We start from the raw sequence: 25,443 nt of genomic DNA, 5'->3' as shown, positions 1-25,443 counted from the left end.
GTCGAGCATGACGCCGACCGCTGCTTGTGTCACGCCGAGCGCAGGATCTGCGCCGGTTTTTACCCGATCAGCGTTGCGCTGCGGGGATGCCTTGCGGCTGAGCGTTGGCCTGGGTGTCGGCCGACGGGTTGGCAGGCCAGGCTTTCAGGTCCAGATCCAGGTCGCTGAACTTGCTGGAGTCGAACACCGGCTGGTCGACGCCTGCGCGGCGCTGCGCATCGTAGTCGCGCATCACACGCATGCCGACCTTGAACAGCAAGGCCAGGGCCATCAGGTTGACGAAGGCCAGGCAGGTCATGGTGATGTCGGCGAAGGCGAACACGGTCGACAGATCCTGCATCGAACCCCAGACCACCAGCGCCAGCACCAGGCCGCGGAATGTCATCAGCGCAGCGCGGTTGCGGGTGAGGAACTGCAGGCTGTTTTCGCCCAGGTAGTAGTTGTAGAGGATGCACGTGAAGACGAACAGCGACAGCGCGACGCTGACGAACATGCGGCCCCAGTCACCGACCACGGCGGCCAGCGAGTTCTGGGTCAGGACGATGCCGTCACCTTCGAAGCCCGGGGTGTAGAAGCCCGACAACAGAATCAGCAGCGCGGTGCAGGTGCAGATCACGAAGGTGTCGAGGAACACGCTGAACGCCTGAACCACGCCCTGAGCACCCGGGTGCTTCACGGCGGCCACGGCGGCGACGTTCGGCGCACTGCCCAGGCCCGCTTCGTTGGCGAACACGCCACGCTTCACGCCCATCACGATCGCGCTGCCGAGCAGGCCGCCGAAAGCCGGGTCAAGACCGAAGGCGCTTTTGAAGATGGTGACCAGCATGGCTGGCACGTGTTCGATCTGAGTGCCGATCACGTACAGGGTCACACCGATGTAGGCCAGGGTCTTGATCGGCACCAGCAGGTCGGACACCGAAGCGATGCGCTTGATGCCGCCGATGAAGGTGATGGCCAGCAGCACTGCCAGGACGATGCCGGTGTGTTGCGGATCAAAGGCAAAGGCGTTTTGCAGCGAGTGGGTCACGGTGTAGGACTGCAGGCCGATGAAGGCGAAGCCGTAGGTGACCAGCAGCAGGATCGAGAACACCACCGCCATGCCTTTGAGCTTCAGGCCGTGCTGGATGTAGTAAGCCGGACCGCCACGGTACAGGCCGTCGCCATCGGCACGCTTGTAGACCTGGGCCAGCGTACATTCGAAGAAGCTGCTGGACATGCCGACCAGTGCGGTCACCCACATCCAGAACACCGCACCCGGACCACCGAGGGTCACGGCAATGCCGACACCGGCGATGTTGCCTGCACCGACGCGGCCGGCGAGGCTGAGCATCAGGGCCTGAAACGAGCTGAGTTGCCCGGCGCTGCCCTTGAGGCTGTCGCGGAACACCGCGAACATGTGGAAGAAGTGGCGCAATTGAACGAAACGCGAGCGAATCGTGAAGTAGCTACCGAGCCCGACAATGAGCACGATCAGTACTTTCCCTGAGAGGAAGTCGTTGATGACTTCGAGCATGGATTTTTCCTCGCTGTTTATTGTTTAAGCAAATGCTGGATGGTCAGAAACATCGCGTTACACCGGTGTGCGCGCGGCACAACAGGCGAGGCGAGGGTTCGTCCCGGATCCATATCGCGGGTTTGTTATTAGTTCGGGTTTCGCATGGGTTATGGCCTCGTTACCGACGACCGCTCACGCGAAGAGGGGCGGCACTATACCGATCAGTGCGGCGCCCGTCTGCACGGTTGTGGTGCAAGCGACGAAACGAAGCTTTGAAACACCCGACGTTACCGGCGTCGGGCTTGTCTGGGAGCCGGTTTGCAGCCAGCTTCCATACATACGGTTCTCAGGTTCAAACAGTTAAAAAAAAGGGCTCGGGGAATCATCCCCAAGCCCTCAAAAGGTGAGAGGTGTCTAGTCCCTCGACCTGGTGAGCGGTGCTACAAGTCACGCGTCGGCTCAGGCTTTGAGCGGAACCAGACGCGGAGCAATCATGTTTTCCGGGCGCAGGATGTCGGCGAGCATGGCTTCGTCGAGCAGACCTTCTTCGCGCACCAGTTCCAGCACGCCGCGGCCGCTTTCAAGGGCGATACGGGCGATGCGGGTGGCGTTTTTGTAGCCGATGTACGGGTTCAGTGCAGTGACCAGACCGATCGAGTGCTCGACCAGTTCGCGGCAGCGCGCTTCGTTGGCGGTGATGCCGACGATGCAGTGCTCGCGCAGCATGTCCATGGCGCGTTGCAGCAGGCGGATCGAGTCGAGGATCTTGAAAGCGATCAGCGGCTCCATCACGTTCAGTTGCAGTTGGCCGCCTTCGGCTGCCATGGTCAGTGCCAGATCGTTACCGATGACCTGGAATGCCACCTGGTTCACGGCTTCCGGAATCACCGGGTTGACCTTGCCTGGCATGATCGAGCTGCCTGGCTGACGCGCCGGCAGGTTGATTTCGTTGATGCCGGTGCGCGGGCCGCTGGACAGCAGGCGCAGGTCGTTGCAGATCTTCGACAGTTTGACCGCGGTGCGCTTGAGCATGCCGGAGAACAGCACGAAGGCGCCCATGTCGGAGGTGGCTTCGATCAGGTCGGCGGCTGGAACCAGCGGTTGACCGCTGATCAGCGCCAGACGCTGTACGGCCAGGGCCTGATAGCGCGGGTCGGCGTTGATGCCGGTACCGATCGCGGTGCCGCCCAGGTTCACTTCGGTCAGCAGTTCCGGGGCCAGCGTCTTCAGACGGGCCAGGTCTTCGCCCATGGTGGTGGCGAAAGCACGGAATTCCTGACCCAGGGTCATCGGCACGGCGTCTTGCAGCTGGGTACGACCCATCTTCAGGACGTGGTTGAATTCTTCACCCTTGGCCGCGAATGCCTGAATCAGGCTGTCGAGGCTGGCCAGCAGCGCGTCGTGACCCAGCAGCAGACCCAGGCGGATCGCGGTCGGGTAGGCGTCGTTGGTCGACTGCGCCATGTTCACGTCGTCGTTCGGGTGCAGGTACTGGTACTCGCCTTTCTGGTGACCCATCGCTTCAAGAGCAATGTTGGCGATCACTTCGTTGGCGTTCATGTTGGTGGAGGTACCGGCGCCACCTTGAATCATGTCGACCACGAACTCTTCGTGGAAATCGCCGCGGATCAAACGTGCACAGGCTTCGCTGATGGCAGCGTGCTTGGCTTCGCTCAGGTGACCCAGCTCGCGGTTGGCGTCAGCAGCGGCCTGTTTGACCATTGCCAGACCGACAACCAGCTTCGGGTAGTGCGAAATCGGAACGCCAGAGAGACGGAAGTTGTTCACCGCTCGCAGGGTCTGGATGCCGTAATACGCTTGAGCAGGGACTTCGAGGGTGCCAAGCAGGTCGTTTTCTGTGCGGAATGATGCAGCGGAGGACATGATAGAAATCATCTCGATAGGGACCCGGTCTGTGCCGGAACGCTGCGAATGCTAGGCTTGTGGGAGTTTTTGGGCCAATGCTGTTAAACACTGCCCTATGCACATTCGGCATAATGCCCGTGTGACGCCGCGTGTGCGGCAGACGTGTGACCTGTTTTGGTGCGTGTCCGGGAGGACGTGATGAATCTGGAAAGCAAATGGCTCGAGGACTTCAGTGCTCTGGCCGCCACCCGCAGCTTCTCGCAGGCGGCCGAACGGCGCTTCGTGACCCAGCCGGCCTTCAGCCGGCGGATCCGCAGCCTGGAAGCGGCGCTCGGGCTGACGCTGGTCAACCGCTCGCGCACGCCGATCGAGCTGACGGCGGCGGGGCAATTGTTCCTCGTAACCGCGCGCACCGTGGTCGAACAGCTCGGTGAAGTGTTGTGCCACCTTCATCACTTGGAAGGCGGGCAGGGCGAAGTGATCCAAGTCGCAGCGGCGCATTCGCTGGCACTCGGCTTCTTTCCGCGCTGGATCGCTCAACTGCGCAACGAAGGCCTGAACATCGCCACCCGGCTGGTCGCGACCAACGTTGGCGACGCGGTGCACGCGCTGCGTGAAGGTGGCTGCGACTTGATGCTGGCGTTCTATGACCCGGACGCGGCCATGCAGATGGACCCGGAAATTTTCCCGTCGCTGCACCTGGGCCAGACCGAGATGCTGCCGGTGTGTGCGGCGGATGCCAATGGCAAACCGCTGTTCGATCTGGAAGGCGAGGGCAGTGTGCCGTTGCTGGCGTACAGCGCCGGGGCGTTTCTCGGGCGCTCGGTGAATGGCTTGCTGCGCCAGCGTCAGCTGCGCTTCACCACGATTTATGAAACCGCCATGGCCGACAGCCTGAAAAGCATGGCGCTGGAAGGCCTTGGTATCGCCTGGGTGCCGCAACTGAGCGTGCGGGCCGAACTGGCCCGTGGCGAACTGGTGGTCTGCGGCGGTGCGCAATGGCATGTGCCGCTGGAGATTCGCCTGTACCGCTGCGCGCTGGTGCGCAAGGCCAATGTGCGGTTGTTGTGGCGCAAGCTTGAAGGTGGTGCAGCACAAGCTTCCTGAGTGACTGCAGCGCCAATCGGGAGCGAGCCTGCCCGGTTCCACAGGGGATTTGCGGTGTTCTGTCGCTGACCTTAAAGTCAATAAAACCGGGCTTTTGCGGCAGATGACAGATGGTCGCAACGGGGGCTGTTTATTGCTTTCTTTGCGGTATACTGCGCGGCCTTCGGCCGGTTCGTCCGGCCATTTTTCCTACAACAAGCCACGCATCCTGCGTGGCTTGTTGTTTTTGACGCGCCTGCGGGCGCCCAGAGAGAAGAGGCGCGACGATGAGTGCACTGGTTGGCGTGATCATGGGCTCCAAGTCCGATTGGTCCACCCTTAGCCACACCGCCGATATGCTGGAAAAGCTCGGCATCCCTTACGAGGTCAAGGTGGTTTCTGCCCACCGCACCCCGGATCTGCTGTTCCAGTACGCCGAAGAGGCTGAAGGCCGCGGCATCGAGGTGATCATCGCCGGTGCCGGTGGCGCAGCCCACCTGCCAGGCATGTGTGCGGCCAAGACCCACCTGCCGGTGCTGGGCGTGCCGGTGCAGTCGGCGATGCTTTCGGGCGTCGACTCGCTGCTGTCGATCGTGCAGATGCCGGCCGGTATTCCGGTCGCCACCCTGGCCATCGGCAAGGCCGGCGCGATCAACGCCGCGCTGTTGTCGGCGAGCATCCTGGGCGCCAAGCATCCACAATTCCACGCGGTACTGAAAACCTTCCGTGCCGAGCAGACAGACAGCGTCCTGGACAATCCAGACCCACGTATTGCCTGAGGTTGTTGAGATGAAGATCGGTGTAATCGGTGGCGGCCAGTTGGGTCGCATGTTGGCCTTGGCGGGTACTCCGCTGGGCATGAACTTCGCTTTCCTCGACCCTGCGCCGGACGCTTGCGCCGCTGCGCTGGGCGAACACCTGCGGGCCGATTACGGCGATCAGGATCATCTGCGTCAATTGGCCGATGAAGTCGATCTGGTGACCTTCGAGTTCGAAAGCGTTCCGGCGGAAACCGTGGCGTTCCTTTCGCAATTCGTGCCGGTCTACCCGAGCGCCGAAGCCCTGCGCATCGCCCGCGACCGCTGGTTCGAAAAGAGCATGTTCAAGGACCTGGGGATTCCGACCCCGGCGTTCGCCGACATCCAGTCGCAAGCCGACCTGGACGCCGCCGTTGCGTCGATCGGCCTGCCGGCCGTGCTGAAAACCCGCACCCTGGGTTACGACGGCAAGGGCCAGAAAGTCCTGCGCAAGCCGGAAGACGTGGTCGGTACGTTCGCCGAACTGGGCAGCGTGCCTTGCCTGCTGGAAGGCTTCGTGCCATTTACCGGTGAAGTGTCGCTGATCGCCGTGCGCGCCCGCGATGGCGAGACGAAATTCTATCCACTGGTGCACAACACCCACGACAGCGGCATTCTCAAGCTGTCGGTCGCCAGCTCCGATCACCCGCTGCAGGCTCTGGCCGAAGACTATTCCAGCCGCGTGCTCAAGCAGCTGGATTATGTCGGTGTGATGGCGTTCGAGTTCTTTGAAGTCGACGGTGGCCTCAAGGCCAACGAAATCGCCCCGCGCGTGCACAACTCCGGGCACTGGACCACCGAAGGCGCCGAGTGCAGCCAGTTCGAAAACCACCTGCGGGCCGTTGCCGGTCTGCCGCTGGGCTCGACCGCCAAGGTCGGCGAGAGCGCGATGCTCAACTTCATCGGTGTGGTGCCGCCGGTCGAGAAGGTCATCGCCATCGACGATTGCCACCTGCATCACTACGGCAAGGCCTTCAAGGCCGGGCGCAAGGTCGGTCACGCCAACCTGCGCTGCAAGGACAAGGCGACCCTCGAGCAGCAGATCCTCAAGGTCGAAGCGCTGATCGCCGAGTAACGACAGTTTCATCTGGCAGCGGCGGAACCATTAAGGGGCCGCCGTTCTCTGATGGCAGGATGCGAAAGTCTGGCTAGGCTTCATCGCATATCTACCATTCAGAGGGAAATGCCATGGGAATTATCGGAACCATCTTTATCGGCCTCATCGTCGGCCTGCTGGCGCGGTTCCTGAAACCGGGCGATGACAGCATGGGCTGGATCATGACCATCCTGCTCGGTATCGGCGGTTCGCTGGCAGCCACTTATGGCGGCCAGGCTCTGGGCATTTATCAGGCCGGTCAGGGCGCAGGTTTCATCGGTGCGCTGGTTGGCGCCATCGTATTGCTGGTGATCTACGGCCTGATCAAAAAGAACTGATTCAAAGCGACAAAGTCCTCTCCGCCAATCCGGCGGGGAGGGCTAAAATGCTCGGCGATTCAGCGTCCCCTCCCTTTTCGAGCATCCTTTACCGAGCACCTTCATGCGCCGTCTTCTGTTGACTCTCCTTTTGCTGGGCAGCGGTCTGGCCCACGCCGGCGAACTGCCGGAAACCGACTGGCTGGAACTGATGCCCAAGTCGGACCAGAAAGCCCTCGAGGCCATGCCTGAAATCGACCACAACTCCCCGGAAGCCACCGGCACCTTCACCCAGAAAGGCGGGATGAAGCAGGCCAAAGGTTTGCCGGCGGTGATGTATTCGACCAAGACCGTAGCGTCGATGAATGACAAACACATCCGCATCGGCGGTTATCCGGTGCCGCTGGAATCCGACGCCAAGGGTCGCAGCACGCTGTTCTTCCTGGTGCCGTACCCGGGCGCCTGCATCCATGTGCCGCCACCGCCACCGAATCAACTGGTGCTGGTGCGCTATCCGAAGGGTTTGAAGCTGGACGATATCTACACGCCGTTATGGGTGACCGGCACGCTGAAGATCGAAAAGGTCAGCAACGACCTGGCCGATGCGGCGTATGCGCTGGAAGCGGACAAGGTGCGGGTGGTGCAGGAATCGGATCTGTAATAGTCACCCCAAAACAGCTGTGGGAGCGAGCCTGCTCGCGAAAGCGGTGTATCAGACACTTAAAGGGTGGCTGACATAACGCATTCGCGAGCAGGCTCGCTCCCACATTTTGTTTTGGGGTACTGGTTACAGCGGCTTGCTGCCGACGCTGACGCCCATTGTATGGCTAGCACCTGGCGCCAAAGTCACCACGTCGTCCATCACGTTCGCCGTCTCGATGCACAGCATGCGTTGCCAGCCGTCGTTGTCCATGTCGGCCAGTGCTGCCGCGCGGTCGATCCACGGGTTCCAGATTACCGCCGTGCGCGAGCCGGTAGCCGTCAGCACAATGCGCCGCTCCCAGGCCGGGTCGACGATGCTCAATTGCGGCGGAGCGTCGAGGTAGATGCGGTCGGTTTCGCCGGCAAAGTGCAGGTCGCCTTGCTGGGTGTAGGTCTTCCAGTCGTCCAAGGTCTCGATGTAGTTCAAGCCATCGACGCCGGCGACGTGCACGTTGCGCACATCGCTGACGGAAAAATACGTGTGCAACGCCTGACTGAGGCTGACGGTGTCGTTGCCACGGTTGTGGCTGGTCAGGCTGAACTGCAATTGCTCGGACAAATGCAGGGTCAGGGTCAGGTCGACCTGATGCGGCCAGCCCGGCAGTCCGCCTTCGGGGTGGGGCAGCCTGAATTCGACCTTGACGCCGTCAGCCTCTGATTCGATGCCGCCCAGCTCCCAATCCATTGCCCGCACCAGACCGTGCGCGGCGGCCGGTTGCGCACCTGTGTACATGGCCTGCACGCTCTGCGGGTTGCGTTCGAACTTGCCGAACCACGGCCAGCACACCGGCACACCGGCGCGGATGCTCTGGCCGGTCTTGAACACGGCCTTGTCGTTCAGCCAGATGATCGGCGGCTGGCCGTCCACCTGATAACTGAGGATGTGCGCGCCTTGCTGGGCCACCAGCACTTCGGCCTGACCGTGGCGGATGCGCCAGCAGTTCAGTTCATCCAGTTTCACGGCTTCAACGTTGGGCGTGTTCATGGGACAACTCTCGATCAGCAACTTGGACGACTATCGACCGTGAAACGGTCGCGAGGTTTAACGTGCGCGTGGCGGAACCGAGCGGGTGCGACCGCTGCCATCGATGGCAACGAACACGAACACCGCTTCGGTCACTTTACGCCACTCGCTGGACAGCGGGTCGTCGCTCCACACCTCGACCATCATCTGGATCGAGCTGCGGCCGATCTCCAGGGTCTGGGTATAAAAGGACAATTGCGCGCCGACAGCCACCGGCACCAGAAACGCCATGCGGTCGATGGCGACGGTCGCGACACGGCCACCGGCAACACGGCTGGCCATGGCCGTGCCGGCCAGGTCCATCTGTGCGACCAGCCAACCGCCGAAAATATCGCCGAAGCCGTTGGTTTCGCGGGGTAGCGCGGTGATTTGCAGGGCCAGGTCGCCTTGCGGGATCGGATCTTCTTGTTCGAGCTCTATCATGCCGGGGGGGCCTCTGACCCGTGACTCTTCGTTGGGTATTGCTGGTGGTAGCCGTCTTCGGGAAAAACGATTCAGCACCGAACATACTACGTTCGTCACGTTTTCCATCAGGCGCCTAAGGAGAAACTCTGCGAAACCGGCTAATCCCGAGCAAGGGTCGGGCCAACGACGTTTTCGCACAGCAACCCCTTACAAACCGGAGCAAGGTTGCGAGTATATCGGTCGGTAGACTCCGCGACGACCGTCCGGTTCTGATTTCGACCGGCAAATACGCGCCTCTATGTGCTTTTTCGAACAATTTGCTATGGTGCCGAACCTGTCCGAGCCACAGCCAGCGTTGTTGTGGCGGCAGATCCGACTATAAGAGAAGACCTTGCCATGACCACAGCGCCCTCGAGCCTCGCGCAGCCCGACCAACCCGCACGACCGTTGACCCGCAATGACTACAAGACTCTGTCGCTTTCGGCCCTGGGGGGCGCGCTGGAGTTCTACGATTTCATCATTTTTGTGTTCTTCGCCACCGTGGTCGGCAAATTGTTCTTCCCGGCCGACATGCCCGAGTGGCTGCGCCTGATGCAGACCTTCGGCATCTTCGCCGCCGGCTACCTCGCGCGGCCGCTGGGCGGGATCGTGATGGCGCACTTCGGCGACCTGCTGGGGCGCAAGAAGATGTTCACCCTGAGCATTTTCATGATGGCGGTGCCGACCCTGATCATGGGCCTGCTGCCGACCTACGCGCAGATCGGCCTGTGGGCGCCGATCCTGCTGCTGTTGATGCGCGTCATCCAGGGCGCGGCGATTGGCGGTGAGGTGCCGGGGGCGTGGGTCTTCGTTTCCGAACACGTACCCGGCAAGCACATTGGCTATGCGTGCGGCACCCTGACCAGCGGCCTGACGGCGGGCATCCTGCTGGGATCGCTGGTTGCCACCGCGATCAACAGCCTCTATACGCCAACGGAAGTTTCCGATTACGCCTGGCGGATCCCGTTCCTGCTGGGGGGCGTGTTCGGCCTGTTCTCGGTTTACCTGCGTCGCTGGCTGCACGAAACCCCGGTGTTCGCCGAACTGCAACTGCGCAAGGCCCTGGCCGAAGAAGTACCGCTGCGCGCCGTACTGCGCGACCATCGCGGGGCCATTGCAGTGTCGATGCTGCTGACCTGGTTGCTGTCCGCCGGCATCGTCGTGGTGATCCTGATGACCCCGACCGTGCTGCAGACGGTCTATCACTTCTCGCCGACCACCGCGCTGCAATCCAACAGCCTGGCGATCGTGTTCCTGAGCTTTGGCTGCATCATTTCCGGCGCGCTGGCTGATCGCTTTGGTGCCGGACGCGTGTTTGTGTTCGGCTGCGCGGCTCTGCTGGCCAGCTCCTGGACCTTCTACCACAGCCTCGCCGATCACCCGAACTGGCTGTTCCCGCTGTACGCGTTGACCGGTTTTCTGGTCGGCACCATCGGCGCGGTGCCTTATGTGATGGTGAAGGCTTTCCCGCCGGTGGTGCGCTTCAGCGGTCTGTCCTTCTCTTATAACGTCGCTTACGCGATCTTCGGCGGCCTGACCCCGATGGTCGTCAGCCTGCTGCTGAAAGAAAGCGCGATGGGGCCGGCCTACTATGTGGCGGTGCTGTGCGGGATGGGGATCCTGGTCGGCGCGTGGTTGTGGAGCAAAGGTCGCTAAGCCAACTTCACACTTGCGGTTACAACTGAAAGGCCAGCCTTCCGACAGGGATGCTGGCCTTTCATCCAATTGTCATATTTCAGCCATAGAGTGTTCACACGGCCTGCTGATACTTGGCCCCGACTTAACACACCCTATCTGCTAGGAGTAAGGCATGAAACTGAAGCGTTTGATGGCGGCAATGACTTTTGTCGCTGCTGGCGTTGCGACCGCCAACGCGGTTGCCGCTGTTGACCCTGCTATCCCGAGCTACACCAAGACCACTGGTGTGTCGGGCAACCTGTCCAGCGTCGGCTCCGATACCCTGGCCAACCTCATGACCCTCTGGGCCGAGAACTACAAAAAAGAATACCCGAACGTAAACATCCAGATTCAGGCCGCTGGCTCCGCCACCGCGCCACCTGCGCTGACTGAAGGCACCTCCAACCTGGGCCCGATGAGCCGCAAGATGAAGGACACCGAACTGGCAGCCTTCGAACAGAAATACGGCTACAAGCCAACCGCTATCCCGGTTGCCGTGGACGCCCTGGCTGTCTTCGTGCACAAGGACAACCCGATCCAGCACCTGACCATGGAACAGGTTGACGCGATCTTCTCGTCCACCCGCCTGTGCGGCGCCAAAGCCGACGTGAAGACCTGGGGCGACCTGGGCGTGACCGGCGACCTGGCGAACAAGCCGGTTCAGCTGTTTGGCCGTAACTCGGTATCCGGCACCTACGGCTACTTCAAGGAAGAAGCCCTGTGCAAAGGCGATTACAAGCCTAACGTCAACGAACAACCAGGCTCGGCTTCAGTCGTGCAGTCGATCAGCTCCTCGCTGAACGGCATCGGTTACTCGGGCATCGGCTACAAGACCGCCAGCGTGAAAACCGTGGCCCTGGCCAAGAAAGGCAGCTCGGACTTCATCGAAGACACCGAAGAAAACGCCCTGAACGGCAAGTATCCGCTGTCGCGTTTCCTGTACGTATACGTCAACAAAGCCCCGAACAAGCCTCTGGCCCCGCTGGAAGCCGAGTTCGTGAAACTGGTTCTGTCGAAACAGGGTCAGGAAGTGGTCGTGAAAGACGGTTACATCCCACTGCCGGCCAAGGTTGCTGCAAAAGCACTGGCTGACCTGGGTCTGCATGAAGGCGGCGCTGAAGTCGCAAAAAAGTAACAAACTGAGTCAGGGGTGAACCCCGCCTGACTCACGTGTGGGGCCCGGCCCGCAAGCGGCCCGGCCCCCACACTCCCCGAATTCTTCTATCCACTGCCAGTGCCCTGCTGGCGGCGGATTTGGTGCGTCACTGCATTGTCATCTTTCTGTCATACAGGATCGCTAGGGTGTGCGCATGAATGATCTGGCCAATTCCAAAATGACTACGAACCCTCCCAAGCGCATTGACTTCAATACGCCTGAGTTGCAACGCAAGCGCCGCATTCGCGCGCTCAAGGATCGCTTCACTCGCTGGTACGTCCTCGTCGGCGGGCTGGCGGTACTGGCAGCCATCACCCTGATCTTCTTCTTCCTCGCCTACGTGGTCGCGCCGCTGTTCAAGGGTGCCGACCTGACCGCGAAAGATGCACTCACCCCGGCCTGGATGCAGGACGCCGGCAAGCCGCTGATGATTTCGCTCGAAGAGCAGAATCAGGTGGCCATGCGCGTTTCCGATAAGGGCCAGGCGCTGTTCTTCGACATCGACAGTGGCGCTGAACTGAAGCGCGTCGATCTGCCCCTGCCGGCAGGCGCCAGTGTGACCTCCATCGGCGAAGACCAGCCGGGCCATCCGCTGGTGGCCGTGGGCCTGTCCAACGGCCAGGCGCTGGTGTTCCGTCACACTTATAAAGTCAGCTACCCGGATGGCAAGAAGACCATCACCCCGGCCATTGAGTACCCGTACGGCGAGACACCGATCGCGCTCAACGAAAGTGGCGGTGCGCTGGAGCACGTCAGCCTCAATGCCACCGATTCGACCCTGATGCTGGTCGGCTCCACCGGTTCGCAACTGAATGTGCTGTCGCTGACCAGCGAAGAAAACATGATGACCGGCGAAGTCACCAACGAGCAGAAGCGTATCGATCTGCCGCAGATGACCGAGCCCGTAAAAAACATTTTCGTCGACCCGCGCCAGCAGTGGCTGTACGTGGTCAACGGTCGTGCCCAGGCCGACGTGTTCAGCCTGAGCGACAAGAGCCTCAACGGTCGCTACAAGCTGCTGGAAAACGCTGACGCTGAAGTCACTGCGACTACGCAACTGGTCGGTGGTATCTCGCTGATCGTCGGTGACTCCAAGGGTGGCCTGGCCCAGTGGTTCATGGCCCGCGACACCGATGGCGAGCTGCGCCTGAAGCAGATCCGCACCTTCCAGATGGGCACCACGCCGATCGTTGAAATTTCCGCCGAAGAACGTCGCAAGGGCTTCCTGGCCCTGGATGCCAGCGGCAAGCTCGGCGTGTTCCACAGCACCGCGCATCGCACCTTGCTGGTCGATCAGGTGGTCGAAGGCCAGGGCCTGTTCGGTCTGTCGCCACGGGCCAACCGCGTGATCGTCGAAGCCGGCGGCAAGCTGCAACCGCTGCTGCTCGACAACCCGCACCCGGAAGTCTCGTGGAGCGCACTGTGGAGCAAGGTCTGGTACGAGAACTACGACGAGCCTAAATACGTCTGGCAATCGACAGCTGCCAACACCGATTTCGAACCGAAACTGAGCCTGTCGCCACTGACCTTCGGCACCCTGAAAGCCGCGTTCTACGCGATGCTGCTGGCCGCACCGCTGGCCGTCGCCGCTGCGATCTACACCGCGTACTTCATGGCCCCGGGCATGCGCCGCAAGGTCAAGCCGGTGATCGAGCTGATGGAAGCGATGCCGACGGTGATCCTCGGCTTCTTCGCCGGTCTGTTCCTCGCGCCTTATGTAGAAGGGCATCTGCCGGGCATCTTCAGCCTGCTGATGCTGCTGCCGATCGGCATCCTGATCGCCGGTTTCACCTTCAGCCGCCTGCCTGAATCGATCCGCCTGAAAGTCCCGGATGGCTGGGAAAGTGCGCTGCTGATCCCGGTGATCCTGTTCGTGGGCTGGCTGTCGCTGTACATGAGCCCGTTCATGGAGAACTGGTTCTTCGGTGGTGACATGCGCATGTGGATCTCCCACGACCTGGGCATCACCTACGACCAGCGCAACGCACTGGTGGTCGGTCTGGCCATGGGTTTTGCGGTGATCCCGAACATCTACTCGATCGCCGAAGACGCCGTGTTCAGCGTGCCGCGCGGCCTGACCCTGGGCTCGCTGGCCCTCGGTGCCACGCCGTGGCAGACCATGACGCGCGTGGTGATCCTGACCGCCAGCCCGGGCATCTTCTCGGCGCTGATGATCGGCATGGGTCGTGCAGTCGGTGAAACCATGATCGTGCTGATGGCCACCGGCAACACCCCGGTCATGGAAATGAACCTGTTCGAAGGCCTGCGCACCCTGGCCGCCAACGTCGCGGTGGAAATGCCGGAGTCGGAAGTCGGCGGCAGCCACTACCGCGTGCTGTTCCTCTCGGCGCTGGTGCTGCTGTTGTTCACCTTCGTCATGAACACCCTCGCGGAACTGATTCGTCAGCGTCTGCGCAAGAAATACTCGTCGCTTTAAGCAAAGGTAGAAGTCTGTGAAACAGAACTCCCTGAAAGGATGGTTCAAGAGCGGCGCCCCCGGCGTCTGGATCAGCGGCGGCGCGGTGTCCATCGCGGTCATCATGACCATTGGCCTGCTCGCGGTAATCGCCGTGCGCGGTCTGGGTCACTTCTGGCCGGCGGATCTGATCCACGCCAGCTATGACGTACCGGGCCAGGGCCAGCATCTGGTCGTGGGCGAAGTGGTGCAGAAAGAAGAAGTGCCGCGCGCCCGTCTGAAGAGCGCCGGCCTGCCGGTGCCGGACGAAGGTCCGGAATTCATGACCCGTGAGCTGATCAAGGTCGGCAACCGTGACCTGAACGGCAACGACTTCACCTGGATCGTCGGCGAGTGGCTGACCGACCAGAAGAATCCGCCGGAGCTGATGGCGCTGGAGCGTCGTGAGTGGGGCAACTTCTACGGCTACCTGGTCAACGTCAAACAGGACGGCAAGGTGATCGCCGAAGGCGAAGCGGCCTGGCCTGAGCTGCAGGCGCGGATCAACCGCGTGAACGGCCTCGCCGCGCAGCTCAAGTCGCTGGAAAAAACCGACATCGGCGCAATCAACGCCGGCCTCGAGCGCATCCGTCTGCACGGTCGCAAGCTGGAGCTGGAAGGCAAGCTCGACGCCACCGCGCAAGCGGACATGGAATCCGAGCGCGCCGAGCTGAACGCCCGCTATCAGGACATCGAAGCCCGTCTGGCCGACCTGCACGCGCAGTTCAACCGTGACGCTTTGACCGCTCGTGATGCCAACGGCAAGGAAATCGAAATCGGCCTGGGCAAAGTGGTTCACGCCTACCAGCCGAACGCGATGGGGACGTTCACCAAGATCGGTTTCTACTTCAGCAAGGTCTGGGAATTCCTGTCCGACGACCCGCGTGAAGCGAACACCGAAGGCGGGATTTTCCCGGCGATCTTCGGCACCGTGATGATGACCCTGATCATGGCGATGATCGTGACCCCGTTCGGCGTGCTGGCGGCGGTGTACCTGCGTGAATACGCCAAGCAGAACACCCTGACCCGGGTGATCCGGATCGCGGTGAACAACCTGGCGGGTGTTCCGGCGATTGTTTACGGCGTGTTCGGTCTGGGCTTCTTCGTCTATGTGCTCGGTGGTTCGCTCGACCGTCTGTTCTTCCCTGAAGCGCTGCCGGCACCGACCTTCGGTACGCCGGGTCTGCTCTGGGCTTCGCTGACCCTGGCGCTGCTGGCGGTGCCGGTGGTGATCGTGGCCACCGAGGAAGGTCTGGCGCGTATCCCGCGCACCGTGCGTGAAGGCTCGCTGGCCCTCGGCGCGACCAAGGCTGAAACCCTGTGGAAGATCGTTCTGCCGATGGCCAGTCCGGCGATGATGACCGGCATGATCCTCGCCGTGGCTCGCGCCGCCGGTGAAGTGGCGCCGCTGATGCTGGTGGGTGTGGTGAAACTGGCGCCGTCGCTGCCGGTGGACGGCAACTACCCGTACCTGCACCTTGATCAGAAGATCATGCACCTGGGCTTCCACATCTATGACGTTGGCTTCCAGAGCCCGAACGTCGAGGCCGCGCGGCCGCTGGTGTACGCCACGGCGCTGCTGCTGGTGCTGGTGATCGCCACCCTGAACCTGTCGGCGGTGTACATCCGTAACCACCTGCGCGAGAAGTACAAGGCGCTGGACAGCTGATCGCCGTCACAAGAATTGAAGGGCTGCCGGCCTGTATCCCGGCAGCCAACCGAACCGAATTTGTTAGCACAGGGGATCTCCCATGCAGCACGAAACACATACCCACGGCATCAACATGTCTGCCCTGGGCCGCGACAAGCAGAGCCTGAACCTCGAGCAGGAAACCGTGGCCATCGAAGTGCCGGGCCTGAGCCTGTTCTACGGCGAGAAACAAGCGCTGTACGACGTCAGCATGAACATCCCGAAACAGCGCGTGACCGCCTTTATCGGCCCGTCCGGCTGCGGCAAGTCCACGCTGCTGCGGACCTTCAACCGCATGAACGACCTGGTGGACGGCTGCCGTGTCGAAGGCGCGATCAACCTGTACGGCAACAACATCTACCGCAAGGGCGAAGACGTGGCCGAGCTGCGTCGCCGGGTCGGTATGGTGTTCCAGAAGCCTAACCCGTTCCCGAAGACCATCTACGAAAACGTGGTCTACGGCCTGCGCATCCAGGGCATCAACAAGAAGCGCATCCTCGACGAAGCCGTCGAGTGGGCGTTGAAAGGCGCGGCCCTGTGGGACGAAGTGAAAGACCGTCTGCATGACTCGGCCCTCGGTCTGTCCGGTGGACAGCAACAGCGTCTGGTGATCGCCCGTACCATCGCCGTGGAGCCGGAAGTGCTGCTGCTCGACGAACCGTGCTCGGCTCTCGACCCGATCTCGACCCTGAAAGTCGAAGAGCTGATCTACGAGCTCAAATCCAAGTTCACCATCGTCATCGTGACCCACAACATGCAGCAGGCGGCGCGGGTGTCCGACTACACGGCGTTCATGTACATGGGCAAACTGGTGGAATTCGGCGACACCGATACCCTGTTCACCAATCCGGCCAAGAAGCAGACCGAAGACTACATCACCGGTCGTTACGGCTGACAGTTGCGGGTTATTCACAGAATTGACGCTGCGGCCCGCCGCACCTTACCGGACGCTCCAAGGACGCCAACATGATTAGTAAAGAAGGCCTTACCCATCACATTTCCGCGCAGTTCAACGCCGAACTGGAAGAAGTGCGCAGCCACCTGCTGGCCATGGGCGGGCTGGTCGAGAAGCAGGTCAACGATGCAGTCACCGCGCTGATCGAGGCCGACTCGGGCCTGGCCCAGCAAGTGCGCGAGATTGACGACCAGATCAACCAGATGGAACGCAACATCGACGAAGAATGCCTGCGCATTCTGGCCCGTCGTCAGCCGGCGGCCTCCGACCTGCGTCTGATCATCAGCATCTCCAAGTCGGTGATCGACCTGGAGCGCATCGGCGACGAAGCGACCAAGATCGCCCGCCGTGCGATCCAGTTGTGCGAAGAAGGCGAAGCGCCGCGCGGTTACGTCGAGGTTCGCCACATCGGCGACCAGGTGCGCAACATGGTGCGTGATGCGCTGGACGCTTTCGCCCGCTTCGACGCCGACCTGGCGCTGTCGGTGGCGCAATACGACAAGATCATCGACCGCGAATACAAGACCGCCCTGCGCGAGCTGGCGACCTACATGATGGAAGACCCGCGCTCTATCTCGCGGGTCTTGAGCATTATCTGGGTCCTGCGTTCGCTTGAGCGGATCGGCGACCACGCGCGCAACATCTCCGAGCTGGTGATTTACCTGGTGCGCGGTACCGACGTGCGGCACATGGGCCTCAAGCGCATGAAGGAAGAAGTTGAAGGGACAAGTGGCGAAACCGCTAATGTTCCGGGCGATGCTGACGATAAGTAAGATTGCCTGAGAAAAGCGCCCGGCCCTTTGGCCGGGCGTTTTTGTTTCTGCTTTTCATAGGCAGAACCGAAATAAAAAGCAGCACCCGCGAACGAAAAGTCCCGGCGTGACTGAAGAGTTTTGGCAATGTGCCATCAGCCAGCGTTATGCTTGCCGGGATTTTAATAGGGGTGTTGGATGAGCAAGATCAGTGTGTTGGTCGTGGACGATGCATCGTTCATTCGTGACCTGGTGAAAAAGTGCCTGCGTAATTACTTCCCGGGGATCCGCACCGAGGACGCCATCAACGGCAAGAAGGCCCAGGCCATGCTGGCCAAGGAAGCCTTCGACCTGGTGCTGTGCGACTGGGAAATGCCGGAAATGTCCGGTCTCGAACTGCTGACCTGGTGCCGTGAGCAGGACAACCTCAAGACCATGCCGTTCATCATGGTCACCAGCCGGGGCGACAAGGAAAACGTCGTGCAGGCGATCCAGGCCGGTGTTACCGGTTATGTCAGCAAGCCGTTCACCAACGAGCAACTGCTGACCAAGGTCAAGCAGGCCCTGAACAAGGTCGGCAAGCTCGACTCTCTGATGAACAGCGCTCCAACCAAGATGAACTCGGCGTTCGGCAACGACTCCCTGAGCGCGTTGACCGGCGGCAAGGCTGCCGTGGTCGGTTCCGCTCCGGCTGCTGCTGCGGCCAACCCGTTTGCCAAGCCTGCCGCTGCCGCCCCGGCACCTGCCGCCGCGCCACAGCGTGGTCTGCTCAACAGCCCGCCGGTGAAAGCGCCAGCAGCCTCAAGCGCTCCGGCCGGCGGTCGCGGTCAGGGCCAACTGCGCCTCCCTAGCGGCACTCAGCAATGCGTGATCAAGGCCCTGAGCATCAAGGAAGCGCTGCTGGTGGTGAAACGCACCGACACCCTGCCGCAGATCCTCGACAGCGCCGTGCTCGATCTGGAGCAGGGCGACAACGCCGAAATCGCCCGTCTCAACGGCTATCTGCACGCCGTCGTCGCCCACGAGCCGAAACCCGACAGCGACTGGCTGCAACTGACCTTCCGCTTCGTCGACCAGGACGCGCAGAAGCTCGACTACATCTCCCGCCTGATCGCCCGCGGCACGGCGCAGAAGCACTTCGTTCCGGGCGCGTGATCTTCGTCGCCTGACCGTCCGCCATCGCCAGCAGGCTGGCTCCCACGGGGTTCACACCGAACCTGTGGGAGCCAGCCTGCTGGCGATGGGGTCATCAAAAGCACCACCCATCTCTCGCACTGCCCAATTTGAAACATCTGTCGACTAGCCTGGTCTGCTTCAGCTGCTAGGCTCATTCCCAGGCCTTACTCGACAGAACTTTTGCCCATGCCCCTGCGCCTGCTGTTTTTCTGTGGTCTGTTCATGGCCTCCACCTCGACGGTGGCCATGACGATCTACAAGTCCACCGATGCCAACGGAGTGGTTTCGTACAGCGACCGTCCGAGCAAAGGCTCCCAGGTGTTCGTGTTTCAGGATCGGATGGTCGAGCGCCTCGAGCGCCAGGTCTATCTCGACATCAAGAAACAGAAGGGCGCGGACGTGGTGTTCGTGCGCAACGACCTGTATGCGCCGGTCGAGGTTGCCCTGGCGTTTACCGGGATGAGCAACGTGCGCGGCGCACCGGCGCAAACGATTCGCCGGGTTCTGTCGGCGCGCAGCAATACGCGGCTGGCGTTGCTGACGCCGGTATCCGGTGGCAAACCGCTGGTGTACACGCCGATGTTCCAGTATTCCCTCGGCGACCCGGCTGGCGCGGCTCAGGGCTATCGCTATCCGTTTCCATGGCGTGGCGGGCCGTTCCGCCTCAGCCAGGGCGCCAATGGCGATTACAGCCACTTCGGGCCGAAGAACAAATATGCGATGGACATCGCCATGCCGGTCGGCACGCCGATCATCGCGGCGCGCGCCGGGGTGGTGGTGAAGACCGAGAATTCCCAGAACGGACGCGGCACCGATCCGTCCGGCAACTTCGTTCGGATCCTGCACGACGACGGCACGATGGGCGTGTACCTGCATCTCAAACAAGGGTCGGTGAGTGTGCGCGAGGGGCAGCGAGTGGCGGTGGGCAGTCCGCTGGCGCTGTCCGGCAACACCGGCAACAGCAGCGGCCCGCACTTGCACTTCGTGGTGCAGCGCAATACCGGAATGGGGCTGGTGTCGATTCCGTATCAGTTCAACCAGCCGCTGGGGGCGTTGCCCAACTTTGCGCTGGGCAAGCAGTAACGAGGTGCGTCTGCTGACCCTTTCGCGAGCAGGCTCGCTCCCACATTGACATTCATTGCAACCGTGGGAGCGAGCCTGCTCGCGAAGGGATCGATGCGGTGCCGGATCCGACAATCAATCCAGCATCAGCACCTTGGCCAGAATGATCTTCGGACCTTTCATCTTCTTGATGATGATCCGCAGGCCTTCGACTTCCAGCACTTCTTCCTCTTCCGGCACCCGTTTCAGGGTTTCGTAGATCAGCCCGGCGAGGGTTTCGGCTTCGATGTGATCCAGGTCGATCCCCAGCAGGCGCTCGACCTTGAACAGCGGCGTATCGCCCCGCACCAGCAACTTGCCCGGCTGGTAGGCGAGGATGCCGCGCTCGGCCTTGCGGTGTTCGTCCTGGATGTCGCCGACCAGCACTTCCAGCACGTCTTCCATGGTCAGGTAGCCGATGATGTTGCCGTCGGCCTCTTCGACCACAGCGAAGTGCGAGCCGCCCTTGCGGAACTGTTCCAGCAGCTGCGACAGCGGCATGTGCCGCGACACGCGCTCCAGTGGGCGGGTCAGTTCGGCGAGGTTGAACGACTCGGGAATGTGATCCAGCGCCGCCAGCTCCAGCAGCAGATCCTTGATGTGCAGCAGGCCGACGAATTCCTTGCGCTCGCTGTCGTATACCGGATAACGGCTGAACTTGTGGCGACGGAACATCGCCAGGATTTCTTTCAGCGGGGCGTTGAACTCGAGGGTAATCAGGTCTTCCCGGGAGTTGGCCCAGTCGACCACTTCCAGTTCGCCCATTTCCACCGCCGAGGCCAGCACACGCATGCCTTGGTCGCTCGGGTCCTGGCCACGGCTGGAGTGCAGGATCAGTTTCAGTTCTTCGCGGCTGTAATGGTGCTCGTGATGCGGGCCGGGCTCACCTTGACCCGCAATGCGCAGGATGGTGTTGGCGCTGGCGTTGAGCAGGTAGATCGCCGGGTACATGGCCCAGTAGAACAGGTACAGCGGCACCGCCGTCCACAGCGACAGCAGCTCGGGTTTGCGGATCGCCCAGGATTTGGGTGCGAGCTCGCCGACCACGATGTGCAGGTACGAAATGATGAAGAACGCGGTGAAGAACGAGATGCCTTTGACGACTTCCGCCGACTGCACGCCGACCGCGCTCAGCAGCGGCTCGAGAATGTGCGCGAACGCCGGCTCGCCGACCCAGCCCAGGCCCAGGGAGGCGAGGGTGATACCGAGCTGGCACGCCGAGAGGTAAGCATCGAGCTGACTGTGCACCGTGCGCAGGATGTGCCCGCGCCAGCCGTGCTGCTCAGCGATGGCTTCGACCCGGGTCGAGCGCAGTTTGACCATGGCGAATTCCGCCGCAACGAAGAAGCCGTTGAGCAGAACCAGGATCAGAGCGAAAAGAATCATGCCGAAATCGGCGAATATTGTTGCGAGGGACAAGCCAGGGGAAGGGTCCATGATGGAGTTTTGCGGGTTCCGTGTGATTCGAAAGAAAGAAAAATCCGCACCTGAAAGGCAGGCGCAAGTCAGCCAATGTAGCGGCTGACCTGGCGATTGCCTAGTCCGGCATTACTCAGCGGCGCTGATGACCCGTGCCTGAGCGACCTGGGCCGGGGCGAAATGGCAGGTGAAGGTACTGCCATGACCGGGCACGCTGCTGATCTCCATCCGGGCGCGATGGCGCAGCAGTACGTGTTTGACGATGGCCAGGCCCAGGCCCGTGCCGCCGGTGTTGGAGTTGCGGCTGGAGTCGACACGGTAGAAGCGTTCGGTCAGGCGCGGCAGGTGTTTGCTGTCGATGCCGATCCCGGAATCCTGCACGCTCAGATGCGCGCCCTGATCGTCGCCCCACCAGCGGATGCGGATATTGCCCTCGGCCGGGGTGTATTTGACGGCGTTGAACACCAGATTGGAAAACGCACTGCGCAGTTCCGCCTCGCTGCCCTTGAGCAGGATGCTGGTATCGGCTTCCAGGGTGATGCGCTGATTCTTTGAGCCTGACAACTGCTGCGCATCGCTCTTGATCGACTGCAGCAGGGTGTCGATGTGCACCGGCTGGTTGTCCGACGGGTAATCGGTGGCTTCCAGCTTGGCCAGCAGCAGCAAGTCGTTGAGCAGGGTCTGCATGCGGCCGCCCTGTTGTTGCATCTGCTGCAGGGCGCGGCTCCAGCGCGGGTTCACTTCCTCGACGTTGTCGAGCAGGGTTTCCAGGTAGCCGCAGATCACCGTCAGCGGGGTGCGCAGCTCGTGGGAGACGTTGGCGATGAAGTCCTTGCGCATCTGTTCCAGCTGATGGATGCGCGTGACGTCGCGCACCAGCATCAAGTGTTCGTTGTTGCCGTAGCGCGTGAGGTACAGCTGGATGCGTACGCGATCATTGGTCGGTGAGGGGATTTCCAGCGGTTCGGCGTAGCTTTCCTGCTCGAAGTATTCCTTGAAGCGCGGATGGCGAACCAGATTGGTCACCGGTTGGCCGCTGTCCTGCGGGGTTTTCAAGCCGAGCAGGGTTTCGGCGGCGCGGTTCCACCATTCCAGGTTGCCGTCGCTGTCGAGCATGATCACCGCGTCTTTCAGCGCGGCGGTGGACTCCTGAACGCGGTCGATCACCGCTTGCAGGCGTCCGCGCACTCGTTGGTCGCGGCGTTGCAGGTGGTAGATGCTGTCGAACACCTCGCCCCACAGGCCGTAGCCGTCGGGCGGTGCTTCATCGGGTTGGTGCAGGCGCAGCCATTCGTGCAGGCGCAGCAGTTGCTTGAGCGTCCAGGCCAGGTACAGGCCCAGGCCCGCCGCCAGACTCCAGCCGTAGTAGCCGGTGATCAGGCCGATCACCAGGCAGCCGGTGACCAGCAACAGCATGTGGCGAATCAGGGTGCCATGCCAGTTTTGGTTCACGGAAAATGCGGTCCTTGTCTACGGGGCTGACGCTCGGCTCAGGCTTTGGTGGAGAACCGGTAGCCGGTGCCGCGCACGGTTTGTACCAGATTTTCGTAGGCATCGCCGAGGGCCTTGCGCAGGCGCCGGATGTGCACGTCGACGGTGCGCTCTTCAACATAGACGTTGCCGCCCCAGACCTGATCCAGCAACTGGCCACGGGTGTAGGCGCGCTCCTGGTGGGTCATGAAGAATTGCAGCAGACGGTATTCGGTCGGGCCCATCTCGGCAGGTTTGCCGTCGATGGTCACGCGGTGGCTGATCGGGTCGAGCAGCAGGCCGCCGACTTCGATCGGCGCTTCGCCATCGGTCGGGCCGGCGCGACGCAGCACGGCCTTGAGGCGTGCCACCAGTTCGCGGGGGGAAAACGGTTTGGTGATGTAGTCGTCGGCGCCGACTTCCAGGCCCTGGATCTTGTTGTCCTCTTCGCCCTTGGCAGTGAGCATGATGATCGGGATGTCCCCGGTCAGCTCGTCACGCTTGAGGCGGCGGGCCAGCTCGATGCCGGAGGTGCCGGGCAGCATCCAGTCGAGCAGGATCAGGTCCGGCTTGCGGTCGACGATGATGGCGTGGGCCTGCTGCGAATTCTCTGCCTCGAGGCAGTCATAGCCGGCCATTTCCAACGCAACGGCGATCATTTCGCGAATGGGCGCTTCGTCGTCGACGATCAGAATGCTCCTGCCAACCATGCCTTAATCCTCTTGTCATTTAACTGTCTTGCGCCGCATTAGATAACGGAATTATTGCAGTCGTGTGACAGTATTTTAGTCCGGCGGCGATTGTGCGAATCCTGAACTAAGCTCTAAGTCCGAATCCTGACAACCACAAGAGAAGGTTTCCATGACTCAAATGACTGCTTCCTTTAAGGCTTTGCTGATGGCTGCCGCCCTGACTCTGCCTGGACTGGCGATGGCGGCCGAGCCGGCCATGATGAAAGACGGAATGATGGTCGACCACAAGGGCATGACGCTTTACACGTTCGACAAGGACAGTGGCGGCAAGTCGATGTGCAACGACGATTGCGCCAAGAACTGGCCGCCGTTGATGGCGCCGGCAGATGCCAAGGCTGAAGGTAAATGGACGGTCATCAAACGTGATGACGGCATGATGCAGTACGCCTACGACGGCAAGCCGCTGTACACCTTCGTGAAAGATGCGAAGCCTGGAGACATGACGGGCGACAAGATGAAAGATATGTGGCACGTCATCACTAATTCCGGGCCGAAGAAGTAAGCGCACCCGCAATCAGCCTGCTCCCATCGCCGGGAGCAGGCGTGTTTCAGCGCAACGCGTAATCCAGCACGATCCCGACGAAAATCGCCAGCCCGGCCCAGTGGTTGTGCAGGAACGCCTTGAAGCAGCGCATCCGGTCCCGGTCGCGGGTGTACCAGAATTCCCAGGCGTAGCACCCGGCGGCTACCAGCAGGCCGAGGTGGAACCAGATCCCCAGCTCGAATTTCGACCCCGCCAGCACCAGACAGCCCAGCGACAGCGCCTGCAAGCTCAGGATGATCACCCGGTCTGCATCGCCGAACAGGATCGCCGTGGATTTCACGCCGATCTTCAGGTCATCGTCGCGGTCGGTCATGGCGTAATAAGTGTCGTAGCCCACCGTCCACAGCAGATTGGCGATCCACAGCAGCCAGGCGGTTGCCGGCAACTCACCGGTTTCGGCGGTGAACGCCATCGGCATGCCCCAGGAAAACGCCGCGCCCAGCACCACTTGCGGGTAGTAGGTGTAGCGCTTCATGAACGGATAAGTGAACGCCAGCGCCAGACCGCCCAGCGACAGCCAGATGGTCGCGGCGTTGGTGCACAGCACCAGCAGGAAACTCACTCCCATCAGCAGCGCGAAGAACACCAGCGCTTCTTTCGAGCTGATCCTGCCGGCAGCAATGGGTCGCTGCGCAGTGCGTTTGACGTGGCCGTCAACCTTGCGGTCGGCCCAGTCATTGATCACGCAACCCCCAGCGCGGGTCAGGATCACGCCGAGGACGAAAATCACGATATTGGCCAGCGATGGCGAGCCTTTACCGGCAATCCACAGGGCCCAGAGCGTCGGCCACAGCAGCAGGTAAATGCCGATCGGCTTGTCCATCCGGGTCAGCTGGATGAAGTCCCAGGCGCGCGGGTTCAAGCGATTCAGGGATTTGAGCAGGCTTTGGTACATCAGCAGTTCTCCGGACGGGCGCGGACGGCTTCCCACAGCGCAGGCAGGAAAATCTCCGCCACCAGGACGCTCAAGGCACCACGGTCGAAACGCGAGCGCCGTCCCCACAGGCCGGCAGCCCGGGAGCCTTCCGGCAACCAGTGTTCCGGGTAATGGCAGACTTCGATGGCGCGACGCTGGAAGGCGTGATCGCAAAACAGCAGTTCGCCCAGCGAGCGGCTGCCCAGTTCATCCATGTGCAAGCCGTCGCCCTGCAAGGCACTGCGCGACGCCACGCTGCGGGCGAACACCCAGGCCTCGCCATGCCCGCGCAGATACACCTCGCGCACCCAGCCCTCGCTGCCTTCGGCCAGGTCCAGCGCGGCGCATTCGTCGTCGCGCAGGGTCTGCCAGCCTTCGAACAGCGGCGTGACGCTGAAGCCGTCATCGGACAGGCGCGTCAGCCGGCGGGTCAGGGAGCCTTCATCGAACAGCCAGTCGAGCGTGGATGTGTCGGGGAGGGGTGTCAGTTCGCTTTGCGGGCGCCACAGCGGAGCGTTTGTGTGTTGCACAATGAGTCATTATTGGCAGCAAA

At 61.7% G+C, this 25,443-nt stretch carries 23 protein-coding genes; 14 read left to right on the top strand and 9 right to left on the bottom strand.

Going from position 1 to position 25,443, the window contains the following annotated elements:
- Nucleotides 1–67: 67 nt before the first annotated feature.
- Both CAF76_RS06285 and aspA read right to left on the bottom strand, forming a co-directional pair.
- A complete protein-coding gene (locus CAF76_RS06285; RefSeq protein WP_011336625.1) occupies nt 68–1,513 on the bottom strand; it encodes a sodium:alanine symporter family protein in 1,446 nt (481 codons plus the stop codon).
- Nucleotides 1,514–1,954: 441 nt separating this feature from the next.
- Complete coding sequence (aspA, locus tag CAF76_RS06280; protein WP_039765095.1) at nt 1,955–3,379, bottom strand: aspartate ammonia-lyase; 1,425 nt, start codon at nt 3,377–3,379, stop codon at nt 1,955–1,957.
- Between the two features lie 180 nt (nt 3,380–3,559).
- On the opposite strand from aspA, the gene CAF76_RS06275 reads away from it, so the two are divergent.
- The 5 genes from CAF76_RS06275 (at nt 3,560) to CAF76_RS06255 (ending at nt 7,318) form a co-directional block, all read left to right on the top strand.
- Complete coding sequence (locus CAF76_RS06275) at nt 3,560–4,468, top strand: LysR substrate-binding domain-containing protein (RefSeq protein WP_085647098.1); 909 nt, start codon at nt 3,560–3,562, stop codon at nt 4,466–4,468.
- A 266-nt stretch (nt 4,469–4,734) separates the two neighbouring features.
- On the top strand, nt 4,735–5,226 hold the full coding sequence (purE, locus tag CAF76_RS06270) for a 5-(carboxyamino)imidazole ribonucleotide mutase (protein WP_007954291.1): 492 nt from the start codon (nt 4,735–4,737) through the stop codon (nt 5,224–5,226).
- Between the two features lie 10 nt (nt 5,227–5,236).
- Entirely contained in the window at nt 5,237–6,319 is a 1,083-nt protein-coding gene (locus CAF76_RS06265; protein WP_011336621.1) for a 5-(carboxyamino)imidazole ribonucleotide synthase, read from the top strand.
- A gap of 113 nt (nt 6,320–6,432) precedes the next feature.
- Nucleotides 6,433–6,678 carry a GlsB/YeaQ/YmgE family stress response membrane protein gene (locus tag CAF76_RS06260; RefSeq protein ID WP_003229635.1) on the top strand — a complete coding sequence of 82 codons (246 nt, stop codon included), beginning with the start codon at nt 6,433–6,435 and terminating at the stop codon, nt 6,676–6,678.
- 103 nt (nt 6,679–6,781) lie between these two features.
- On the top strand, nt 6,782–7,318 hold the full coding sequence (locus CAF76_RS06255; protein WP_064379774.1) for a DUF3299 domain-containing protein: 537 nt from the start codon (nt 6,782–6,784) through the stop codon (nt 7,316–7,318).
- A 126-nt stretch (nt 7,319–7,444) separates the two neighbouring features.
- Here the strand turns inward: CAF76_RS06255 and CAF76_RS06250 are convergent, their stop codons facing one another.
- Both CAF76_RS06250 and CAF76_RS06245 read right to left on the bottom strand, forming a co-directional pair.
- A complete protein-coding gene (locus tag CAF76_RS06250) occupies nt 7,445–8,344 on the bottom strand; it encodes a D-hexose-6-phosphate mutarotase (RefSeq protein WP_085647097.1) in 900 nt (299 codons plus the stop codon).
- A gap of 57 nt (nt 8,345–8,401) precedes the next feature.
- Entirely contained in the window at nt 8,402–8,806 is a 405-nt protein-coding gene (locus CAF76_RS06245; RefSeq protein ID WP_003229628.1) for an acyl-CoA thioesterase, read from the bottom strand.
- A gap of 378 nt (nt 8,807–9,184) precedes the next feature.
- Here CAF76_RS06245 and CAF76_RS06240 point away from each other — a divergent pair, with 378 nt between their 5' ends.
- From CAF76_RS06240 to CAF76_RS06205, 8 genes are all read left to right on the top strand, one after another.
- Nucleotides 9,185–10,483, top strand: coding sequence for an MFS transporter (locus CAF76_RS06240; RefSeq protein ID WP_064600503.1), 1,299 nt, complete (start codon nt 9,185–9,187; stop codon nt 10,481–10,483).
- 154 nt (nt 10,484–10,637) lie between these two features.
- A complete protein-coding gene (locus CAF76_RS06235; protein WP_085647096.1) occupies nt 10,638–11,639 on the top strand; it encodes a phosphate ABC transporter substrate-binding protein PstS in 1,002 nt (333 codons plus the stop codon).
- Between the two features lie 424 nt (nt 11,640–12,063).
- Nucleotides 12,064–14,097: an ABC transporter permease subunit gene (locus CAF76_RS06230; RefSeq protein ID WP_178076166.1), complete on the top strand. Its 2,034-nt coding sequence runs from the start codon at nt 12,064–12,066 to the stop codon at nt 14,095–14,097.
- Between the two features lie 16 nt (nt 14,098–14,113).
- On the top strand, nt 14,114–15,784 hold the full coding sequence (gene pstA, locus CAF76_RS06225; protein ID WP_064600499.1) for a phosphate ABC transporter permease PstA: 1,671 nt from the start codon (nt 14,114–14,116) through the stop codon (nt 15,782–15,784).
- 82 nt (nt 15,785–15,866) lie between these two features.
- Nucleotides 15,867–16,700, top strand: a complete 834-nt coding sequence (pstB, locus tag CAF76_RS06220) for a phosphate ABC transporter ATP-binding protein PstB (RefSeq protein WP_065258233.1) — start codon at nt 15,867–15,869, stop codon at nt 16,698–16,700.
- A 71-nt stretch (nt 16,701–16,771) separates the two neighbouring features.
- Nucleotides 16,772–17,533, top strand: coding sequence for a phosphate signaling complex protein PhoU (gene phoU, locus CAF76_RS06215; RefSeq protein ID WP_007954334.1), 762 nt, complete (start codon nt 16,772–16,774; stop codon nt 17,531–17,533).
- Nucleotides 17,534–17,710: 177 nt separating this feature from the next.
- On the top strand, nt 17,711–18,667 hold the full coding sequence (locus CAF76_RS06210; protein WP_085647094.1) for a response regulator: 957 nt from the start codon (nt 17,711–17,713) through the stop codon (nt 18,665–18,667).
- A 207-nt stretch (nt 18,668–18,874) separates the two neighbouring features.
- Nucleotides 18,875–19,771: a M23 family metallopeptidase gene (locus tag CAF76_RS06205; protein WP_085647093.1), complete on the top strand. Its 897-nt coding sequence runs from the start codon at nt 18,875–18,877 to the stop codon at nt 19,769–19,771.
- Nucleotides 19,772–19,885: 114 nt separating this feature from the next.
- Here CAF76_RS06205 and CAF76_RS06200 read toward each other — a convergent pair whose 3' ends face one another.
- The 3 genes from CAF76_RS06200 to phoB all read right to left on the bottom strand — a co-directional run bounded on the left by CAF76_RS06200 (nt 19,886) and on the right by phoB (nt 23,388).
- Nucleotides 19,886–21,226 carry a hemolysin family protein gene (locus tag CAF76_RS06200; RefSeq protein WP_007954342.1) on the bottom strand — a complete coding sequence of 447 codons (1,341 nt, stop codon included), beginning with the start codon at nt 21,224–21,226 and terminating at the stop codon, nt 19,886–19,888.
- A 111-nt stretch (nt 21,227–21,337) separates the two neighbouring features.
- Nucleotides 21,338–22,624 carry a phosphate regulon sensor histidine kinase PhoR gene (gene phoR, locus CAF76_RS06195; RefSeq protein WP_218887987.1) on the bottom strand — a complete coding sequence of 429 codons (1,287 nt, stop codon included), beginning with the start codon at nt 22,622–22,624 and terminating at the stop codon, nt 21,338–21,340.
- Nucleotides 22,625–22,698: 74 nt separating this feature from the next.
- Nucleotides 22,699–23,388 (bottom strand): phosphate regulon transcriptional regulator PhoB, encoded by a 690-nt coding sequence (gene phoB / locus CAF76_RS06190; protein ID WP_007896474.1) that lies wholly within the window; start codon nt 23,386–23,388, stop codon nt 22,699–22,701.
- A gap of 151 nt (nt 23,389–23,539) precedes the next feature.
- Here phoB and CAF76_RS06185 point away from each other — a divergent pair, with 151 nt between their 5' ends.
- On the top strand, nt 23,540–23,932 hold the full coding sequence (locus CAF76_RS06185) for a hypothetical protein (RefSeq protein WP_085647092.1): 393 nt from the start codon (nt 23,540–23,542) through the stop codon (nt 23,930–23,932).
- A 46-nt stretch (nt 23,933–23,978) separates the two neighbouring features.
- On the opposite strand, the gene ubiA is transcribed toward CAF76_RS06185, so the two are convergent.
- Both ubiA and CAF76_RS06175 read right to left on the bottom strand, forming a co-directional pair.
- Nucleotides 23,979–24,869, bottom strand: a complete 891-nt coding sequence (gene ubiA, locus CAF76_RS06180; RefSeq protein ID WP_085647091.1) for a 4-hydroxybenzoate octaprenyltransferase — start codon at nt 24,867–24,869, stop codon at nt 23,979–23,981.
- Nucleotides 24,869–25,420, bottom strand: a complete 552-nt coding sequence (locus tag CAF76_RS06175; protein WP_085647090.1) for a chorismate lyase — start codon at nt 25,418–25,420, stop codon at nt 24,869–24,871. Before CAF76_RS06175 ends, ubiA begins: the two co-directional genes overlap by 1 nt.
- Nucleotides 25,421–25,443 lie beyond the last annotated feature (23 nt).

The sequence above is a fragment of the Pseudomonas sp. B40(2017) genome (genome assembly GCF_002112855.1).
Lineage (GTDB): Bacteria > Pseudomonadota > Gammaproteobacteria > Pseudomonadales > Pseudomonadaceae > Aquipseudomonas > Aquipseudomonas pharyngis.
The sequence above is the reverse complement of the archived record's forward strand: the minus strand, read 5'-3'. Positions and strand labels throughout refer to the sequence as shown.

What these genes read in the sequence shown, in the direction of transcription:
- CAF76_RS06285 (WP_011336625.1), bottom strand. Translation starts at nt 1,513, where the DNA reads ATGCTCGAAGTCATCAACGACTTCCTCTCAGGGAAAGTACTGATCGTG.
- aspA (WP_039765095.1), bottom strand. Translation starts at nt 3,379, where the DNA reads ATGTCCTCCGCTGCATCATTCCGCACAGAAAACGACCTGCTTGGCACC.
- CAF76_RS06275 (WP_085647098.1), top strand. Translation starts at nt 3,560, where the DNA reads ATGAATCTGGAAAGCAAATGGCTCGAGGACTTCAGTGCTCTGGCCGCC.
- purE (WP_007954291.1), top strand. Translation starts at nt 4,735, where the DNA reads ATGAGTGCACTGGTTGGCGTGATCATGGGCTCCAAGTCCGATTGGTCC.
- CAF76_RS06265 (WP_011336621.1), top strand. Translation starts at nt 5,237, where the DNA reads ATGAAGATCGGTGTAATCGGTGGCGGCCAGTTGGGTCGCATGTTGGCC.
- CAF76_RS06260 (WP_003229635.1), top strand. Translation starts at nt 6,433, where the DNA reads ATGGGAATTATCGGAACCATCTTTATCGGCCTCATCGTCGGCCTGCTG.
- CAF76_RS06255 (WP_064379774.1), top strand. Translation starts at nt 6,782, where the DNA reads ATGCGCCGTCTTCTGTTGACTCTCCTTTTGCTGGGCAGCGGTCTGGCC.
- CAF76_RS06250 (WP_085647097.1), bottom strand. Translation starts at nt 8,344, where the DNA reads ATGAACACGCCCAACGTTGAAGCCGTGAAACTGGATGAACTGAACTGC.
- CAF76_RS06245 (WP_003229628.1), bottom strand. Translation starts at nt 8,806, where the DNA reads ATGATAGAGCTCGAACAAGAAGATCCGATCCCGCAAGGCGACCTGGCC.
- CAF76_RS06240 (WP_064600503.1), top strand. Translation starts at nt 9,185, where the DNA reads ATGACCACAGCGCCCTCGAGCCTCGCGCAGCCCGACCAACCCGCACGA.
- CAF76_RS06235 (WP_085647096.1), top strand. Translation starts at nt 10,638, where the DNA reads ATGAAACTGAAGCGTTTGATGGCGGCAATGACTTTTGTCGCTGCTGGC.
- CAF76_RS06230 (WP_178076166.1), top strand. Translation starts at nt 12,064, where the DNA reads ATGCAGGACGCCGGCAAGCCGCTGATGATTTCGCTCGAAGAGCAGAAT.
- pstB (WP_065258233.1), top strand. Translation starts at nt 15,867, where the DNA reads ATGCAGCACGAAACACATACCCACGGCATCAACATGTCTGCCCTGGGC.
- phoU (WP_007954334.1), top strand. Translation starts at nt 16,772, where the DNA reads ATGATTAGTAAAGAAGGCCTTACCCATCACATTTCCGCGCAGTTCAAC.
- CAF76_RS06210 (WP_085647094.1), top strand. Translation starts at nt 17,711, where the DNA reads ATGAGCAAGATCAGTGTGTTGGTCGTGGACGATGCATCGTTCATTCGT.
- CAF76_RS06205 (WP_085647093.1), top strand. Translation starts at nt 18,875, where the DNA reads ATGCCCCTGCGCCTGCTGTTTTTCTGTGGTCTGTTCATGGCCTCCACC.
- CAF76_RS06200 (WP_007954342.1), bottom strand. Translation starts at nt 21,226, where the DNA reads ATGGACCCTTCCCCTGGCTTGTCCCTCGCAACAATATTCGCCGATTTC.
- phoR (WP_218887987.1), bottom strand. Translation starts at nt 22,624, where the DNA reads ATGCTGTTGCTGGTCACCGGCTGCCTGGTGATCGGCCTGATCACCGGC.
- phoB (WP_007896474.1), bottom strand. Translation starts at nt 23,388, where the DNA reads ATGGTTGGCAGGAGCATTCTGATCGTCGACGACGAAGCGCCCATTCGC.
- CAF76_RS06185 (WP_085647092.1), top strand. Translation starts at nt 23,540, where the DNA reads ATGACTCAAATGACTGCTTCCTTTAAGGCTTTGCTGATGGCTGCCGCC.
- ubiA (WP_085647091.1), bottom strand. Translation starts at nt 24,869, where the DNA reads ATGTACCAAAGCCTGCTCAAATCCCTGAATCGCTTGAACCCGCGCGCC.